This window comes from Rhizobium sp. BK312 (genome assembly GCF_014193605.1).
Lineage (GTDB): Bacteria > Pseudomonadota > Alphaproteobacteria > Rhizobiales > Rhizobiaceae > Rhizobium.
In genome coordinates this window covers 31,782-48,960 of record NZ_JACHZP010000017.1, presented here as the reverse complement: position 1 = coordinate 48,960, position 17,179 = coordinate 31,782, and the positions used below count along the sequence as shown (strand labels likewise).

The window sequence follows — 17,179 nt, the reverse complement described above, 5'->3', positions numbered from 1 at the left end:
CACAATCCTTTGTCTCTATGTACTCTGCGGCCCGCTGGCGGATATGCAAGAGATGAATCGGAGTATCCCCGCGATAGGGGCCGCATTCTTACAGTCATGAGCCTAATGCACTCGTTTTCGCATCAGCCAAAGAAAATAGGGCCCACCAATCAATGTCGCGACGATGCCCACCGGTAGCTGGTTTGGGAAAAGTGCGACGCGCCCGATGAAATCTGCGCATGTGGTAATAGTGGCTCCGGCGAGAGCCGCTGCAATCATATGTGGAAGCGCGCGCTGAAAGCCGAGCGCTCGCGAGATATGCGGCGCCATCACGCCAACGAAACTCAGAGGTCCAATGAGCAAGGTCGCGGCAGCGGCTGATGTCGCCGAAAGCAGGAGAAGTGCCGCCCGGCTGACCGGTGTGCTAAGACCGAGCGCCTTCGATGAAGCCTCGCCCAATGGCAGAAGGTCGAGCCAGCGTGTGAAGAGCGGTGTTATCACGAGGGCCACCGCAGCGACGGCCACCGCGATCGTCGCTTGCGTCGGAGTTGTGCTGTATGTCGAGCCCGCCATCCACTGTAAAATCCCAAAGATCTTTGGCAGTCCCATACCGAGCAGGACCGCGATCAAAGCGGCGAAAGCCGTATTGATCGCAATGCCGAAGAGCAGCAGGTGCTCCGGATTGAAGCGGCTCCGATACCCCATCAGGAGGACGGCGACCAAGCTGACGATTGAGCCGGCAGCAGCGGCCCCAAGTTGTGAGATGGGCGTGTAACTCGGCGCAAGCAGTACGAGCAGAAGGATGCCGAAGGCGGCCCCGGTGCTGACGCCGATGACTTCCGGGCTCGCCATCGGATTGCTCGTCATGCGCTGGATGATCGTTCCCGAGAGCGCGAACAGAATGCCGGCGGCAGCGGCAGCAGCGAGACGCGGAAGCCGCCAGATCAAAAACGATTGTATCTGTGAAGGTGACGCAAAGCTCCAGCCATTCAGTGATGGGCCGAGAGACAGGGAAATCCAGATCAGCGCGAGCAGCACGACTGCTGTGATCGCCAGGTAAAGGAGAGGGCGGGCGTTGCGTTTCTCTGTGATTGGTGACGCAGTGGTTTCCACAACCGGCAACCGTCTCAGGAAGACGGCAATGAGCGGTGCGCCGAGAAGGCCGGTCGCGGCACCGGCAGGGATTTCGCGCATGAAGTGCGCAGCCTGCTGCAGGGCTTCATCGGCGGCAAGCAGCAGGATTGCGCCGATCAAGACGCTGGCGATCATGCGCTGCGGCAATCTGCGGGCACCTGCGGCGCGGGCGATAAATGGCGCTGCAAAGCCGACAAAGCCGATGACCCCGACGGCGCTGACGGTGGATGCCGCGAGCAGTACAGCGAGAATGATCGATAGCAGGCGCACGGAGAACAGCGGCAGTCCGAGCGATCTGGCCCCCTCGTCGTTCAGCGACAGCAGTTCCAGCGGTCGCGTCAAAAATGCTGCTAGGCAGCCGAACAGAGTGTAGGGAAGCAGGCGGGAAACCGCCGACCAGTCGTTTTGCGTGAGCGAGCCGCTGGCCCAGACGAAGAGCCCGGTCATTCCCATGCCGTAGGACAGGCTGATTGCGGCCGACACGGCTCCGCAGATGAAGGTTATGACGAGACCGGCAAGGATCAGAGATATGGGCGAAAGGCGATGGGGCCATGCGATCAGGAAAACGAGTGCGAAGGCTGCCAGCCCGCCGGTGAGAGCCACCAGCTCGCGCGCTGACGCTGCCAGGGCAGGCACGCAGAGAGTTGCGAGCGCCAGGGCGAGATAAGCCCCGGCTGAAACGCCGAGCGTGGAAGGATCGGCAAGGGGGGTGCGCAGTACCTGCTGGAAGATGATACCCGATAGTCCCAGCGCGCCGCCGGCGACAAGCGCGATAAGGAAACGCGGCAGCACGCTGTCATGAACCAGAACCTGCGCGTAGGCGTTGAGATCCGGATTGGCGACCGCTTGCCACCAATATTGTACGGGCAATAGCTCCGAGAGCCGCATCGCGGCGGAAACGAGAGCAGCCGCAAGTAGAAGGACGATCACCGCGGTGGGACCGATACGAAGCCTGTCCTGTGCGGACATCACTGCGATCCTCCATCATTACTGTTCAAGGCGGCGGTCAGCAGGCGCGAAAATCGGGATGCGGATGGCAAGCCACCAGAGCCCAGCACAGCGGGTAGGACACACAATCGCCCTTCGCGGACAAAAGAAAACGTTCGCCACAGGCGATTTTCCGCCAATCGGCCCGCCAATCCCGGCGCAGCCGGACTGTCGAGCAGAACCATCATTGCATCGCCAAAGGCGCCGAGCTTTTCCAGTCCCACAATGATGAATTCGCCAGCGATATTCGGCGCCGCGAGTGTCAGGCCGACCTGCCGGAGCACGGCGCCATAAAGGCTGTTCGGCCCGAAGAGGCTGACATGCCTGTTATCGAGCGGGCTTGCCAGGAGCAGGGGGCGGTCTTTAAGGCCCGCAAGGCGTTGACCGGTCATGATCAATTCGACGCGAGTGGCTTCGACGAGACGCTCGCCCGAAGCGCGATCTCCGATCTGGTCGGCAAGACCGAGCGTTCCGCGTTCGGCAATTTGCAATACGTCCGGCGAAGGTTGGAACAGCAGACTGGAATAGACGGGTGCGATGCGCTGGAGCATCGGCGCTGCCTGTTGCAGGACGGGCGTGGCGACGATGAGCTGCGGGGCAAGCGCCTGCAACAGCTCGAAATTCGGTGTAAACAACAGACCAACATCGACCACCGAACTCGGCAGAATGGGATCGACGACATAACGGGCATACCAAGCAGGTGCCGGCACTCCGACCGGCACCACGCCCAGCGCGACCAGCGTAGCAGCAATACCCCAGTCAAGAGCAGCGATGCGGGGAGCGCCTGCGGTTGGCGCATCAGGAAGGCCGGCTGCCCGCAATGCGAAACCGCCCGCCCACGACGCCGCAAGACCCGCCAGGAGCGCGCGCCGTCCGATGCCGGTCATGGGATGTCTCCAGTCTCTCGTCACCACTTGTATCCGAGCGTAGCGAAGACAGTGCGACGCATGCCGTACACGCATCCGGCCGCGGTGCAATCACTGATGAAGTGCTTGTCGAACAGGTTCGAGACGTTCAAGGCAAACGTTGCTCCCCGCATCTCGTTCGATAGTTTTCCGAGATCGTAGTTCAAGGCCGCATCGAATACGACATGATCGGGTATCTTCGCGGTATTGGCGTTGGTGGTGTAGCGGCTGCCGATATAGCGGACGCCAAAGCCCAGGCCGAGGCCGTCGACCGTTCCATCCTGAAACTTGTAATCGGCCCACAGCGACGCGGTGTTGGCGGGCAAATTCGCGACGCGGTTGCCAGCGGTGCCATCGCTCGCCTTCAGGATTTCGTTGTTGAGGTAGGCGTAGGAGGCGGTCACGTCGAGTTCGTCGTTGATGCTGGCGACCGCCGAAACCTGGGCACCCCTGCTTCTGACTTCGCCCACCTGCGTCTGGACAACGGGTACCGTCAAGGTGTTGGTCAGATAGTTCTGTTGCGTCAGATCGTAGAGTGAAGCAGTGATGAAGCTGTCATAACCTGTGGGCTGATATTTGAAGCCGATTTCATACTGATCGCCGGTGGTCGGCTTGAAAGGGTCGCCCGAGGAGCTGACGCCGATCGTGGGATTGAAGGAGGTGGCATAGCTTACATAGGGTGCGAAGCCGTTCTCGAAGAGGTAGGTCAGACCGGCGCGCCAGGTGAACGCATGGTCGTTCTGATCGGTGGTGACGTTTCTCAGATAGTTGTCGCTGTCGGTCGCTGCCCAATCCTGCCGAGCAGACAGCAATAGCGCCCAATTGTCGAACTTGAGCTGGTCCTGCGCATAAAGGCCGAGCTGCCATTGCTTCTGGTTGGCGTTCTGAAAGATGGGAGGCAATGTGACGGGCTGGGTATAGTCGGGATTGTCGAGATCGAGCGAGGGTCCGGCACCAAAGCGCGTGAGATTGTTCCAGTTCTTGTATTGATAATCGAGCCCCAAGATGGCCTTGTGCGAAATGGGACCGGTATCGAAATCCGCTTCGGCCTGATTATCGATCGCAAGCGTATTGAGCTGTTCCTGCGCGGTGTAGGCCGACCTGGCCAACGTATGGCCATCGGCCGCCAGGGCAGCAGCCTGCAATTCAGCATAATCGACGCTCATGTGCTGGAAGCGCACGTGTTGCCGTACGGTCCAGACATCATCGAAACGATGCTCGAACTCGTATCCGATGCTCTGCTGCTGGCGCCGCATGTGGTCGAAATCCTTGTCGCCCGTGAACAGATCCGTCGGGAAATAGGCGCCGCGCCTTGTCGGGAAGAGCGTTCCCGTCGTCGGCAGGCGGCTCCAGAAACCGCCTCTAGGATCGTTGAGGTAATCGCCGAGAATCGTCAGCTGGGTGTCTTCGTCCGGTTTGATCGTAACGGCCGGCGCAATCTCGACGCGCTCTTCGCGCTGGTTTTCGACTTGGGTTCCGGTGGTACGGCCCAATCCGGTGAGCCGATAAAGCAATGTGCCGTCATCATTTAAAGGGCCGCTGAAATCGAAGGCGGCCTGCGCACGATTGTAGCTGCCGCTCTGCAGCTGGATCTCGTGAAGCGGCTCATCCGTCGGCTTTTTGCCGACCATGTTGAGAAGTCCGCCGGGCGATCCCTGGCCGTAGAGAACCGAAGCTGGACCCTGGAGAACTTCGATGCCGTCAAGGAAGAACGGATCGACCTTCGGCACGGCCCAGGTTCCCTGCTGGAGCTTCAGGCCGTTATAATATTGGTCGATCTGGAATCCGCGTACCAGAAAATTGTCCAGCCGGTTGTCGGGGCTGTCAGGCGTGGTCACGCCGGCCGAATAGGCGATGGCCTGACGAACGGTCTGCGGCTTTTGAACCTCAAGCTGAGCTTTGGTCACCACCTGCACCGATTGCGGCGTTTCCAGAAGCGGTATGCCCGACTTTGAAGCGACGTAGCCGTCGGTCGATACGAAGCCGTTCTGCTTGCCTGCCTGCACGACGATAGGAGCGAGCGCCGTCGCGCCATCGGTCGCCGACGAGCCCGCGGCTGCAGCGCTCGGATTGGAAATCGTCACCGTCGTTGCGTTGGTGAAATGATAGGTCAGGCCCGATCCTGTCAGGATCTTCTCCAGCGCTTCCGCTCGGGTAAGTGGACCTCTGGCCCCTTGCGAGCTTATCCCTCGGGCGACATCGGCGCTGAAAAAAAGCTGGATGCCGGTCACTTTGGAGAATTGAACGAGAGCTTGGGACAGAGGCTGCGGCGGGATGTTGTAGGCGACCCGGCCGGTCTTCTCGGCCGCTTGCGCGAAGACAGGCACAGGGGCGGCAATGATGGTGCCAAGCGCAGTCGTGACCAGCAGCGCGAATGCAAGAGAAGGTTCACGGCGCAAATTGCCGCTTCGCTCTTTTTGCCGGGATATCTGATTGTCATTTTTGCGGTACTGCATCGCCCACCTGCATCCTGTGCCCGCCATCGCGGCATTGCTGCTCAAAAGGCCCCGGTTCGATGGCCTCGAAAAGTTAGACACCCGAGGGGACGGAGCTAATGAATGAGTTGAGAAATAAAATCATGTTTTTAAAAACTAACCGGCGCGGTAGACGAGCGTGACATAATTGGCTGCGTTCAGGAGGCGAACCCCGAGCGTATCTGCAATCGTCTGCAATGCGCTTTCGGTACGGGCCGTTTGAAAAATCGCCGTAACCGGTATGTCCCCGATGCTGCTATCCATCAGAATGATGCGGCCGCGCCGGTAGCGCTCCAGTTCCGCCAATACGCGCCGCAGGGGCACGTCCTGGAAGATGATGCGGTCGCTGCGCCATGCCTCCACCGTGTCGAGACTTGCCTCGGTCGGCTGGCCGAGCCCGTCGCGGCCATAACTGACTTGCCATCCCTCTTCCAGCCGCAGGTCGGAGAAACGGCGTCCTTGGACTTGGACGGCATGCTCGCTGACAGCGACGGTGACAAGATCGTCGACGAACTTGATATCGAACTTCGTCCCGAGCGCCTGGGTGGTTCCATCGCCGGCGCTGACCAGGAATGCGCGCGCCGGATCATGCGAGACATCGAAGAAGCCTTCGCCACGATAAAGCTCCACACGCCGTTCCATCTCGCTGAAATGCGTCGAAAGCGCCGAGTAGCTGCCAAGCTCGACAGTGCTTCCGTCGGGCAGACTGATTGTCCTGCGTTCGCCAATATCAGTTTTGTGTTCTGCAAAAAGGCCGGTTTGATCGATGGCAAAAAGGCCGCCCAGTCCACCGATCATCGCGACGGAACCCAGGATGAAATTGCGCCGCGATAGCACCGGACGACCGCGGCGCAGTCGATCAAATTCCGGCTGCATGATATCGAAACGTGCCCAGAGGGCTCGCGCGTGCTTCCAGGCTTCGGCATGGGCTTCATGCGCGGCGAGCCAGGCTTCGAAGGCCTGTCGCTCGGCGGCCGTAACCTTGTCGTCGCGCATCCGCACGAACCATTCCAAGGCTTCCATAACGGTCGGATCGGTTGCGTCTTCGTTCATATCGCTTCACAGTCCGGGCCGCTTTACCCACCCGGGTATGCCAAGGCCTCTATTCTTCATGACACTGCAAGCGCGCAATCTAATGAATGGGAAACCGGATTAATTGCGACCGATCTTCCTGTCGAGGTCGGCGAGAGCGATAACGATGTGGGAAATCACGGTGTTACGGGAAATACCTTGACGATCGGCGATTTCGTCATAGCTCATGCCTTCGAACTTGTTGAGGATGAAGGCCTCGCGGCGTTTTACCGGTAGAGATGCGACCGCCTGGAGAACACGCCGCAGTTCACAACGATAGACCGCTGTCATTTCTGGCGAGGGGTTAGCATCCGGTATGGCGTGAAGCTCTGCATCCGGAATGCCCACTTCGCCGTGTCGCTTGAGATCCCGGAGATGATTGAGCGCGAGAGTGCGCGCGGTCGTCGTCAGATAGGCCGGGCAGTTGTTGAGATCGCCGGTATCTGCGGCCGCGAGCAATTTGGCGAACGCCTGGTGGACAAGATCTTCCGTTGTCGCCTTGTTACCGACGAGACGTCGAATGAGCTGTCGCAAGCGCCTTTGCTCGGAGATGTATAAAGCAGCAATATCAAACGTCTTGGCACTCATAGACTTCATCCAGGTTTCAAAACTCGACAGGCCCTCGTGCCGGCTGTAGGTGATCGAAAAATGAACTGCAAACTCAAATTCTTAGATGGCTTCTAAAGTGCTCCAAAGATACGAGCGTGCTGAGGTAATAAGTACCTGCTTTTATTTGGGGTCGCATCATGTGCCATCCGGTGTATTCTTGACTACGGATATCATGTTTTTGCACGATTGTTGCCGTTGAGCAACGTCTCGGAGGCCGTCGGACGGCTTTCCGGAGAAATCGACGCGCTGGATTCTCGTCAACGACGCCGGGACTTTGGTCGACGCGAATAGGACGCCAAGCGAAGCGCGAGCGGAGGATATCAAGTCCACCTTCGAAGTGAATCTCTCAGCCTTCGCGTGCCCCAGCCACCCCATTGCTCAACGCAGCCGGCGAGGCACGTACCGTGATGGGCAGTAGTGTGGGTTCGCGCACGCTCATAATCGATCCCGCCTCGCTTTATTCGAGCGTCAACCTTCTCGACTAGGCAGCCCAACCGTGCACGGTTACGACAGCGCCAGCGAAATCGTTGGGTGCCTCCCAGGGCAGATTGTGCCCGCAGTCAACAACCCGATGCTCATGTCGTGCTTGGAACATCGGGGCGTGATCGGCCGTACCGCCAGGCTTAAGCGGGTCCTGTGTCCCGTCGATGGTGACGGCAGGAACAGTGATGGGTGGCTTTTGCGCCAGTCGCGCTTCCAGGTCAGCCAGCGCCGGGTCTCCTGCAGCATTCCCGAAGTCGAAGCGATAGGAATGGATGACGACATCAACGAAGTCCGGATTGTCGAAAGAGGCCGCTGTCCGGTCGAATGTCTCGTTGTTAAAGGCCCAGGTGGGCGACCACTGTCTCCAGAGCATCCGGCACAAATCACGACGGTGGAGAGACAGGCATTCGCGGCCGCGCTCCTGCTGGAACAGATGTTGATACCAGACGGCATGTTCAAGGCTCGGCTGGTAGGCGTGGCCGAGGCGCTTCACGTCGATAATGTCGTAGCCCGCATAGGAAACCAGACCGGCCACTCGATCGGGCCACAATACCGATGCAACGCATGAAGCAAGGCCGCCCCAGTCATACCCGGCGAGAATGGCCTTTTCGATGCCAAGAGCGTCCAGCAGGTCAATGACGTCTTTGCCAAGAGCTGCTTGCTGACCGCTTCGCATTGTGGACTTCGACAGAAAGCGCGTCGGGCCAAAGCCACGCAGGTAAGGCACAATCACCCGTGCTCCCGCGTCCGCTAGGCGAGGTGCCACCTCATCATAGGCGTGGATGTCGTAAGGAAATCCATGGTTCAGCACCACCGGCCAACCTTCGGGCGAACCGTGTTCGAAATATGCGATCTCAAGAGTATCGGTTTTGATTGGTTGCATGAAGATCCCCTCATCTGGAACTGTTCAGTAACGCACCCTCTCAGAGGGCCGGCCTTTGGCGGCGGCTTGGTTAGCTTTCAGATCCGGCCTCGTCACGAGTATCGTCCTGAACCTCGAATTGGGCGGGCGCCGCCGATCCCGCGCGGCTTATATGCTAAGTGGATGTTTGCGCAGCTAAATTATTATCAATTCTCACCATGGTCGCCCGTTCGAATCCTATCAAGGCGAGGGAACCAGCTTCGATGTTCCCTTAGACAGTCGTTACAATGGTTTAGGCGATTGGGTAGACGAGGCTGTCGGTTCGACTCCCATCAAGAGCATAGATGAGCTAAATGCAGTGAAAATGGAATTGCGCGAAATGTGTAACGACAATGCCTCTACGGATCTTGTAAAGATATTGTCGTTACGCTATATAGGCGCAAACAGGAGTTTGCCGTGCCGACCCCACATACGAACAAAAATCCGGACGCAAGCGTACCGCTGAATATGCGCATCAAGCCTGCGACCCGCAACTTGATTGATCGCGCTGCTGAGTTGCTTGGTAAGACGCGAACGGATTTCATGTTGGAAGCTTCCGAGCGCCGAGCCGAGGAAGTGCTGCTCGACCGTACTATCTTCACGGTAAGCCCCGAAATCTATGCTGAATACCTTGCCCGGCTCGATGCACCCGCGCAACCCAATGAGCGTTTAGTTCGCACCATGTCGACCAAATCACCCTGGGATGAGGCGTGACCCTCAGCGCACCGGCACCTCTGGCCGATCATCATGAACTGGCCGAGTTCAATTCCGGCGTCGTTGAACTGGACGACTGGCTGCGACGCCGCGCCCGTTCTAATCAAGCAAGTGGCGCCTCGCGAACCTTCGTCGTGTGTGAGGAGAGCCGCGTCATTGCCTATTACGCCCTCGCTTCCGGCGCCGTCAAACAGCCGGAGGCGCCTGGCCGTTTTCGGCGCAACATGCCTGATCCAATTCCGGTCGCTGTGCTTGGTCGCCTGGCCATTGATCAATCCTACCAAGGGCGTGGGATCGGCAGGGCATTGGTGCGCGACGCGGGCTTGCGCCTGCTCAATGCCGCTGAAGTACTTGGCATTCGAGGTATGCTCGTTCATGCGATTTCAGATGACGCACGAGCCTTCTACGAGGCCGTTGGTTTCCGGTCTTCTCCGTCGGACCCCATGATGTTGATGGTCGGACTGCGTGACCTCAATAATGCGCTGACCCCTTAGCGGAACTCATCAATAATTTCGGCTGAATGCAGTCCATCTCGCTTCTAATTCGCTGAGTTTTCGGCAGAAGGTCTCGGCCTCAATCGAGGGCCGCGAGTTCAAATCCCTATTGGGGTGGCTTTGGTGCGCGGATCGGGAGGATGGCGCAGCCGATGGCGACCTCGGTCTGTTGCGCCCCGAAGCATCGCGCTCGCAGGCGGCGACCGATGATCGACTTATATCTGCCGATCGCGGTCTCGACCAGCGAACGCGTGCCGTAGCCGGTAGCGGCTTGCCACTTCATCCGGCCATCCGTGTTGATCGCCACGACATGACGGTCCCGCTGGCCACCGGGTTCGGTATCGCTCCGCTCGACGGCATTGGCGCGAGGCGGAATAATGACGGCAACGCCGGCGCTGTGGTTGCCGACGGCGTCGTAGGTTGGTTTGCCGTCATAGGCGCCATCGGCCGTGAATTGCCTAATCGGGCAGTCGATCTGGTCGAGCAGCAGCTCCACCTGCGAGGCATCGCCGGTATCCTGGTCGGTCATGACTTGGGCGATGATCTCGCCGCTGTCGGCATCCAGTGCCAGATGCAGTTTACGCCAGCTTCGCCGCGACCTGGCACCATGGTTTTCCTCCAGCCACTGGCCGGCGCCGTGGATCTCAAGCCCGGTGCTGTTGATGAGGACGTGCACAGGTCCTTCCGCTGAAATGGAACGGCCTTGCCGCCTGTCCGACGATCGCCATGTCCGTGCCGTCGGCTTAGCGTCGTGTGATCGGGGACGGCGAGATCCAACCCCATCAGTTGCAGCACCGATGTCAGCAAGCCCTCTGTCTGGCGCAGCCGCAGGCCGAACACCAGGCCCAGCGTCAGAGCGGTCTCGATCGCCAGATCAGAGTAACGCGGCTGACCGCCGCGCGTCGTCCGCCTCGGCGCTTGCCACGACGACAACGCTTCGGACGTCACCCCATAGCGTCAGGCTGCCGCGGCGGCAAAGCCCAGCCTCATACTCACGCCAGTTCGTCACCCTGAACTTCATCTTCTCAATGCGGTGACGGCGAGCGGCATTGTGTTTGAAAGGCATCCTTGCAAAAGACCGGTTGTTGCGATTGGCGCTCACCTACGCCTACGCGATTAACGATCCGCGCACCAATGCCTGGTTGCAGTCATCGTGAGGCTGATCGGCGGGAGACGATCGGGCATTTTCGCGGTATGAATGGTAGTCATTGATCCTACCAATCACACACCGAGGTCCGTCACATGGCTTTGAACGTGCTTTTCATTGGCGGTACCGGCCAAATCTCATACCCCTGCGTTTGAGGGTGCTGTTGGCCAGGGACATCGCGTCCTTTCCGGCCGTCGAATGCAGGCGCTAGACCTGAGCCATGCCTCCATCAACGACAAGTTCTGCACCTGTGGTAAAACTGCTCTCGTTGCTCGCAAGGAAGAGGGCTGCTGCTGCTACCTCTTCAGGCCTGCCCATGCGCCCAAGAGGGATCATATTAGACAGTGCATCTCGAATGTCCTGCGAGGCTGCGGCCATCATCGCCGTATCGGTCGGTCCAGGGCTGACAACGTTCACGCGAATGCCTTTCGGAGCGAGCTCGTTGGCCCAGGTGCGCGTGAACGAACGGACTGCGGCCTTCGTCGCACCGTAGACACCATAGCCCTTGGTGCCGATATCGCCCGCGATGGAGCCAATCAGCACGATCGTTCCGCCGGGCTGCATGATGTTGATGGCACCCTGCGCCGCGAATACGAGGGATCGGACGTTCAGGCCGAATGTCCGGTCGAAATGATCCTCGGAAATATCTTCAAGGGGTGCATATTCGGATAGGCCCGCGTTGACGACAAGCACATCAATGCGGCCTTGTTCCGATCGTATCTGCTCGAACACGCGACGAAGATCGACATTGTTACTGGCATCCGCCTGGATCGTGTGGATGCTGCCCATGCCGGCTTCGTCTGGTTGGCTCTCCGCGATCTTGCGGCTGGTCGCGTAAACCTGCGCTCCCTCTCTGGCGAACCTTTGAGAAACGGCTCCGCCGATGCCACCGACACCGCCAATCACTAAGGAAATCTTGTTTGCTAATCTAGTCATGTCAACTCCACCAACAATGATGAAGTGAAGATATATTCTCTATACCTACGGTCAATTACGCACTATGCGTAAAGCAGATATCGAGGAGTATACCTATGTCCGCAATGAAAGAGGCCGCGATCGTCAAAGCTTGCTCGTCTCATAGCCACAAGGCTGTCTCCGCCGAGGCGTTGCTTGACGTTGAGAAGGCGCGGCCCGTGCTTGAGCAGATCGCCAACAAATGGTCGGTCCTGATCCTAACCGTCCTGTGTACCAGACCGTCACGATTCAACGAGATCATGCGGCGCCTGGACGGGATCACGCACAAAGCGCTTGCCGACGCACTGAAGCGCCTGGAGCGCAATGGTCTCATTCGCCGTAAGGTCCTTACGACAACGACGCCGGTCGGCGTCGAATATACCATCACCTCGCTCGGTCGCTCCCTTCAGCAACCGTTCGAGGCGCTTTATGCCTGGTCCATGACCTACGGTCCGGAGCTTGAGCGCGCGCAAGAAGAATACGACCGCATTCGAGACTAACTCAAGTGGCGTCGGCAGACATTGGTTGGCCGGGCCTCTCATCATGCGGCCGCGTTTATGAGATAGTCAGATACTGTCGAGATGAACGCGCGAAGACGCTGAAGGGTGTTGTCATGTCTGGATGGCGCCCGTTTGGCAATGTGATTTTGGCCGATGTTTGAGCTTTGCGGGTCGGGTGCAGTCATGTCTCCGGCCTACCTATGCGGCGCGTGATGACCGCTGGCCCTGATGTTTTCCGCTTGAACCGATCCCTATCACGTTATCGCGCTGTTGCTGCGCAAGACAACACCGCGGGTTCTTCGGTTCGTGCGGTCCATTCCGCTTTCGCTGTCACATCATACCATCGTCACTCCGCCAACTGTTTTGCCCCCGTAGAGCAATGACCGTGGGGCTCTTTCGCTTAAGCTGGGACCAGATCGGAGCATCTCAAAACGCGCTCCGACTGGAAGTTCACGTTCCTCGCCATGATCGCCCAGGCAATGCGGGCAATCTTGTTGGCGAGCGCGACTGCAATAAGCTTGAAGGGCTTCTTCGAAAGCAAGCCACGCGCCCAGTTCGCCAGAGGCGTATCAGCCGTCCCCTTCTTCATCCTGTAGAGGGCTGCGTGCGCCCCAACCACGAGGAGTTTGCGCAGGTGCCGGTTGCCCATTTTGGAAATGGAGCCCAGCCTTGGTTTGCCACCGGTCGAATGCTGCCTGGGGACAAGGCCCAACCAGGCCGCGAACTCACGTCCGCCTTCGAACAGCTTTGCGTCGGAGACGCTGGCCGAAAGGCAAGTAGCGATGACAGGCCCAATCCCGGGAACGGTCGCAAGCCGGATACTGACATCGTTGTTGCGATGGGCGGCAAGGAGCGCCTTGTCGAGCTTTGTGATCTGCCCCTCGATCTCTATCAACACTGTTGCCAAAGGCGCCAGAGCTGTGCGAACAGCTTGCGGGCTATATCGTTCATCTTCCAGAATGGCGATCAACTGCCGGACATTGCGAGCCCCCTGCGGTGCCACAATGCCAAGCTCGGCAAAGTGACCACGCAAGGCATTGATAAGCGCAGTCCGTTGCGAAATCAGCAGCTCGCGTGCGCTGTGCAACATCAACGTTGCCTGCTGGTCTTGGCTCTTGATCGGAACGAACCGCATCGAGGGCCGTGTGACCGCTTCGCAGATGGCGGCTGCGTCAGCCGCATCATTCTTCTGCCGGCGCAGGTAGGGCTTGATATAGTTCGGTGGGATCAGCCGGACGTCATGACCAGCTGCAATCAGCGTTCGCGCCCAGTGATGCGCTGTCGCGCAGGCTTCCATGCCAATCAGGCAAGGGGAAAGCGCCTCGAAGAATGGCTGCATCTGCCCGCGTCGCAGCGACTTGCGCAGGACGATCTGCCCATCTGCGTCAACTCCATGAAGCTGGAAAACATTTTTTGCGATATCAAGTCCGATCGTCGTAATCTCTCCCATGGTGGGTGGCTCCTCTCAAAGGTTTGCAACAACCTATTCTGGCACACTCGATGCCGTTGGAGGGCGCCATCCACCACATCACATTGTTTGAGGAAGGGGCGGATAAGGGCGTTTCGCCGAACTCAGATAACTGCTGCAGTCGCGGCATTCCATTGCGCCATGGCGCGGATGCGATGAATGTTGGTGGCGAGGGCCGAGCGTTTCCAATGCGGCGGAACGAACAGATTTCGGAGTGCTGAAAAGGCCGAGATGAAACGCTGCAAACCTCCAACGGATCGGAGGCCCTGCATTATCCGCTCTCGTTTTCGAAGCGGCACGTGTGAATTCCCGCCCGATTGTTCAGCCCCTTGTGCGATCTATGGTCGACTGCAGGCATCACGTGCCGTTGTGCCGCTCCGTATGAGCGCAATTTGTCGGTGATGATGCGCTTCGGTGATAGGCCCTACTTCTTCAGCAACCTCACCAGCAATTGCCTGGCTGCCTTGGTATCGCGGCGGGCCTGAACGATCTCACAGCAGATTTGGCGGTGTCTCTCTCCAAAGCGCCGAAAGAATGTGGCCCTGACAAAAACCTAACGTTCCGAAACGAGGGCGACCGCCGTCTATATTCGGTCAGCCGCTATAGGATCGGCTTGCCGCCCGTGACCGCGATGGTGGCGCCGGAGACATAGCTGGAGAGCGGATCGGCGAGCATGACATAGGTGGTTGCAAGCTCGACCGGCTGACCGGGACGCTTCATGGGCACTTGCCTGCCGAAATTCTCGACGGCCTCCGCCGGCATCGTGGATGGGATCAACGGCGTCCAGATCGGCCCGGGAGCAACGGCGTTGGCACGGATGCCCTTGTCGGCGAGCAGCTGCGCCAGGCCGGCCGTGAAGTTCTGAATAGCGCCTTTCGTCGTTGCATAGGCAAGAAGGGACGGGTTCGGAGTATCGGAATTGATCGAAGCCGTATTGATGATAGCACTCCCCGGCTTCATGTGAGGGACCGCCGCCTTGGTCAGATAGAACATGGCATGGATGTTGACCTTGAATGTCGTCTCCCATTCCTGATCGGTGATATCGCCAATCTCATGAAAACTCGCCTGGTGCGCAGCGTTGTTGACGAGGATGTCGATCCCGCCAAGCTCCGCCACCGCTTTTTCGACGATCATCCGGCAATGCTGCGGAAAAATGGATCAAACATTGCAAGATTTCTTGCTGATCTGTCAAAATTACAGGCGGTTGCCTAAATCATTTCTCCAGGTGCTTGAAATCGTTGGGTTCGCGGCTCGAATTGGTCGAGGCGCGTAAAGGGACGCGCGAGCATCGCACTGATCTTTCGACAATTCGTTTCCGTGGGGTCAGTCACTCCGGGAGGTCGCGGAGACGTAAGCTAGGCCGTGTCCCCATAACGGGGTTCATGTTGGTGCTGGTGTGTGATTCAATCTCCAGAAAAGGAGATTGCCATGCGCCGTCATGAATTGACCGACGAGGAATGGGCGGTTATCGCGCCCTTGCTGCCGACCAACAGCCGTGGAATTGAGCGCGTAGATGACCGCCGGGTGATCAATGGTATCCTATGGCGCTTCCGGACTGGCTCATCCTGGCGTGATGTGCCGAAGCGCTATGGTCCACGCACAACGCTTTACAATCGGTTCTCGCGCTGGCGTAAAGCGGGTGTCTGGGATCGCCTTCTGGATGCTGTTTCAAAACGTTATGCCGGCGACATAGTGATGATCGATTCCTCCTGCGTCCGCGTTCACCAACATGGTGCCAATGCAAAAAAGGGGGATCTGCCGATCCTTGCATGGGACGTTCACGTGGCGGCCTAACAACAAAGATCCACGCGCTCGTCGATGCTGATGGCTTGCCTGTTCGGCTGGAACTGAGCGCGGGTCAAGCCGCCGATGCTCCCATGGCCGAAAAGTTGCTGAGCGATATGCAACCCGGATCGACACTCCTTGCAGACAAGGCCTATGACACCGACGCGATCCGTAACTTTGCCAAGCAACGCAAGTGCTGGGCAAACATCCCCGCCAAGGCCAACCGCAAACAGACCTTCAGCTTCAGCCGTTGGGTCTATCGCCAGCGCAATCTGGTGGAGCGTTTCTTCAATCGCATCAAACAGATGCGTGGTCTGGCAACACGATACGACAGACGTGCGGACAACTACCTTGCCGGCCTCAAACTCGCCGCAACGAGGATATGGATCGCTTCAGCTAATGAGTCCGCGTCCTAGTCAGATACTTCCCCGTATCGCCACGGCGGGTTCGATCAGAATGTGCTGAGCCTCCTCTCGGCCATCGATCCGGCTGAGCAGCATTTGTCCTGCAGTTCCGCCAAGCCGCGGAGGATTTTGGTCGATGCTGGTCAGTCCGACCAGTGGAATGGCCGCCGGTGGGGAGTTGTCATATCCGATGATGGCGAGATCCTCCGGCACGCGGATACCGCTCATGCGCGCAGCGTTCAGCAGCGGCACCGCGTCTAGGTCTGACCAGACGAAAACGGCGCGGGGCCGATCCTTCGCGCGCAGGAAGTCCGCGATGCCTTCACTCCTGTCGGCACCCGGCGCCGGTAGTCGTATGATCCGGGCCTTGGCTTCCAACCCCGCCTGTTCCATTCGCTCGCGATAGCCAATTTCTCGCTGGGCGGCGACCTCCGATGGGCGTGGGTCCGATAACGTGTAGCTCAGCATGGCAATATCCTCACACCCGCGGCTAAGAAGGGTTTCGACAGCGAGCGCCGCCCCCTTGCGGTCATCGGAATTGGCCGTGTCGTAGGTCAAAGCATGCGGCTCGTGATGGGCGATTGCCACGATCGGGATCTGCTGGGAATAGCGTTCGACCATCTTGCGGGGGATACGGGGAGCAATGATGAGCACACCGTCCATGCGGTTGTCGATCATGGATTCGATCATCGAGGCTTCGATCGGGCTCTTGGAGCGACCGATCCCAACCAGCGCCTTATAGTTGCTGTGCGAAAAAGTGGCGTTAGCCGCCTCGATCACACCGGCAAGAAACGGGTTCGATAGTTCGACCACCAGGACGCCGATCGTATTGGTGCGACCTCGCATAGCGCGCGCCGCCACGGATGGGCGGTAGTTCAGCTTCTCGATCGAGGTTTCCACCTTCTGTCGCAGAAGGTCGCTGACGCCATAGGCATTGCGAAGAACTTTGGATACGGCCGCCACCGACACCCCGGCGTCCTCGGCGACATGGCGGATCGTAATCCGCTCTTTGGGTGTGTTAACGATTTGATATTTCATCTAAAAATTCACGCTCATCAATTTTTTCAAATTATACGCATGAAACTCTTGCGTGGCAAACGGCAATGTAGAATGATATACATAGAACGATACACACAAATTCGTTTTTCGGCCGCTGGAGGATAAGGTGGC

At 58.6% G+C, this 17,179-nt stretch carries 13 protein-coding genes and 3 pseudogenes; 4 read left to right on the top strand and 12 right to left on the bottom strand.

Annotation, left to right across the window (positions count from 1 at the left end):
- Positions 1-102: 102 nt before the first annotated feature.
- The 6 genes from fhuB to FHT85_RS29605 form a co-directional block, all read right to left on the bottom strand.
- A complete protein-coding gene (fhuB, locus tag FHT85_RS29630) occupies positions 103-2,082 on the bottom strand; it encodes a Fe(3+)-hydroxamate ABC transporter permease FhuB (protein ID WP_183775042.1) in 1,980 nt (659 codons plus the stop codon).
- Positions 2,082-2,987, bottom strand: a complete 906-nt coding sequence (locus FHT85_RS29625; RefSeq protein ID WP_162741623.1) for an ABC transporter substrate-binding protein — start codon at positions 2,985-2,987, stop codon at positions 2,082-2,084. Before FHT85_RS29625 ends, fhuB begins: the two co-directional genes overlap by 1 nt.
- Before the next feature lie 20 nt (positions 2,988-3,007).
- On the bottom strand, positions 3,008-5,461 hold the full coding sequence (locus tag FHT85_RS29620; RefSeq protein WP_183775039.1) for a TonB-dependent siderophore receptor: 2,454 nt from the start codon (positions 5,459-5,461) through the stop codon (positions 3,008-3,010).
- 135 nt (positions 5,462-5,596) lie between these two features.
- Positions 5,597-6,532 (bottom strand): FecR family protein, encoded by a 936-nt coding sequence (locus tag FHT85_RS29615; RefSeq protein WP_183775036.1) that lies wholly within the window; start codon positions 6,530-6,532, stop codon positions 5,597-5,599.
- A 99-nt stretch (positions 6,533-6,631) separates the two neighbouring features.
- Positions 6,632-7,138: an RNA polymerase sigma factor gene (locus FHT85_RS29610; protein WP_183775033.1), complete on the bottom strand. Its 507-nt coding sequence runs from the start codon at positions 7,136-7,138 to the stop codon at positions 6,632-6,634.
- A gap of 502 nt (positions 7,139-7,640) precedes the next feature.
- Entirely contained in the window at positions 7,641-8,525 is an 885-nt protein-coding gene (locus FHT85_RS29605) for an alpha/beta fold hydrolase (protein ID WP_183775030.1), read from the bottom strand.
- Positions 8,526-8,960: 435 nt separating this feature from the next.
- Between FHT85_RS29605 and FHT85_RS29600 the strand changes: the two genes are divergently transcribed.
- Positions 8,961-9,257, top strand: coding sequence for a DUF1778 domain-containing protein (locus FHT85_RS29600; protein ID WP_112338739.1), 297 nt, complete (start codon positions 8,961-8,963; stop codon positions 9,255-9,257).
- Positions 9,254-9,751, top strand: coding sequence for a GNAT family N-acetyltransferase (locus FHT85_RS29595; protein WP_112410151.1), 498 nt, complete (start codon positions 9,254-9,256; stop codon positions 9,749-9,751). Before FHT85_RS29600 ends, FHT85_RS29595 begins: the two co-directional genes overlap by 4 nt.
- Positions 9,752-9,857: 106 nt before the next feature.
- On the opposite strand, the pseudogene FHT85_RS29590 reads toward FHT85_RS29595, so the two are convergent.
- Positions 9,858-10,817 (bottom strand): annotated as a pseudogene (locus tag FHT85_RS29590) (IS5 family transposase).
- A gap of 288 nt (positions 10,818-11,105) precedes the next feature.
- Entirely contained in the window at positions 11,106-11,834 is a 729-nt protein-coding gene (locus tag FHT85_RS29585) for an SDR family NAD(P)-dependent oxidoreductase (protein ID WP_112338741.1), read from the bottom strand.
- A gap of 95 nt (positions 11,835-11,929) precedes the next feature.
- Between FHT85_RS29585 and FHT85_RS29580 the strand changes: the two genes are divergently transcribed.
- Positions 11,930-12,352, top strand: coding sequence for a helix-turn-helix domain-containing protein (locus FHT85_RS29580; protein WP_246780152.1), 423 nt, complete (start codon positions 11,930-11,932; stop codon positions 12,350-12,352).
- Positions 12,353-12,752: 400 nt separating this feature from the next.
- On the opposite strand, the gene FHT85_RS29575 is transcribed toward FHT85_RS29580, so the two are convergent.
- The 3 genes and pseudogenes from FHT85_RS29575 to FHT85_RS29565 form a co-directional block, all read right to left on the bottom strand.
- Positions 12,753-13,802, bottom strand: coding sequence for an IS110 family transposase (locus tag FHT85_RS29575; RefSeq protein WP_112410152.1), 1,050 nt, complete (start codon positions 13,800-13,802; stop codon positions 12,753-12,755).
- A gap of 122 nt (positions 13,803-13,924) precedes the next feature.
- Positions 13,925-14,313: pseudogene (locus FHT85_RS29570) on the bottom strand (DDE-type integrase/transposase/recombinase); the annotation flags it as partial.
- Positions 14,314-14,420: 107 nt separating this feature from the next.
- Positions 14,421-14,966 (bottom strand): annotated as a pseudogene (locus FHT85_RS29565) (SDR family oxidoreductase); the annotation flags it as partial.
- 276 nt (positions 14,967-15,242) lie between these two features.
- Here FHT85_RS29565 and FHT85_RS29560 point away from each other — a divergent pair.
- A protein-coding gene (locus FHT85_RS29560; RefSeq protein WP_409527362.1) for an IS5 family transposase occupies positions 15,243-16,021 on the top strand; the annotation gives its coding sequence in 2 pieces (ribosomal slippage) (positions 15,243-15,575 and positions 15,578-16,021; 777 coding nt in all).
- On the opposite strand, the gene FHT85_RS29555 is transcribed toward FHT85_RS29560, so the two are convergent.
- Positions 16,022-17,047, bottom strand: coding sequence for a LacI family DNA-binding transcriptional regulator (locus FHT85_RS29555; RefSeq protein WP_183775027.1), 1,026 nt, complete (start codon positions 17,045-17,047; stop codon positions 16,022-16,024).
- Between the last annotated feature and the right edge of the window lie 132 nt (positions 17,048-17,179).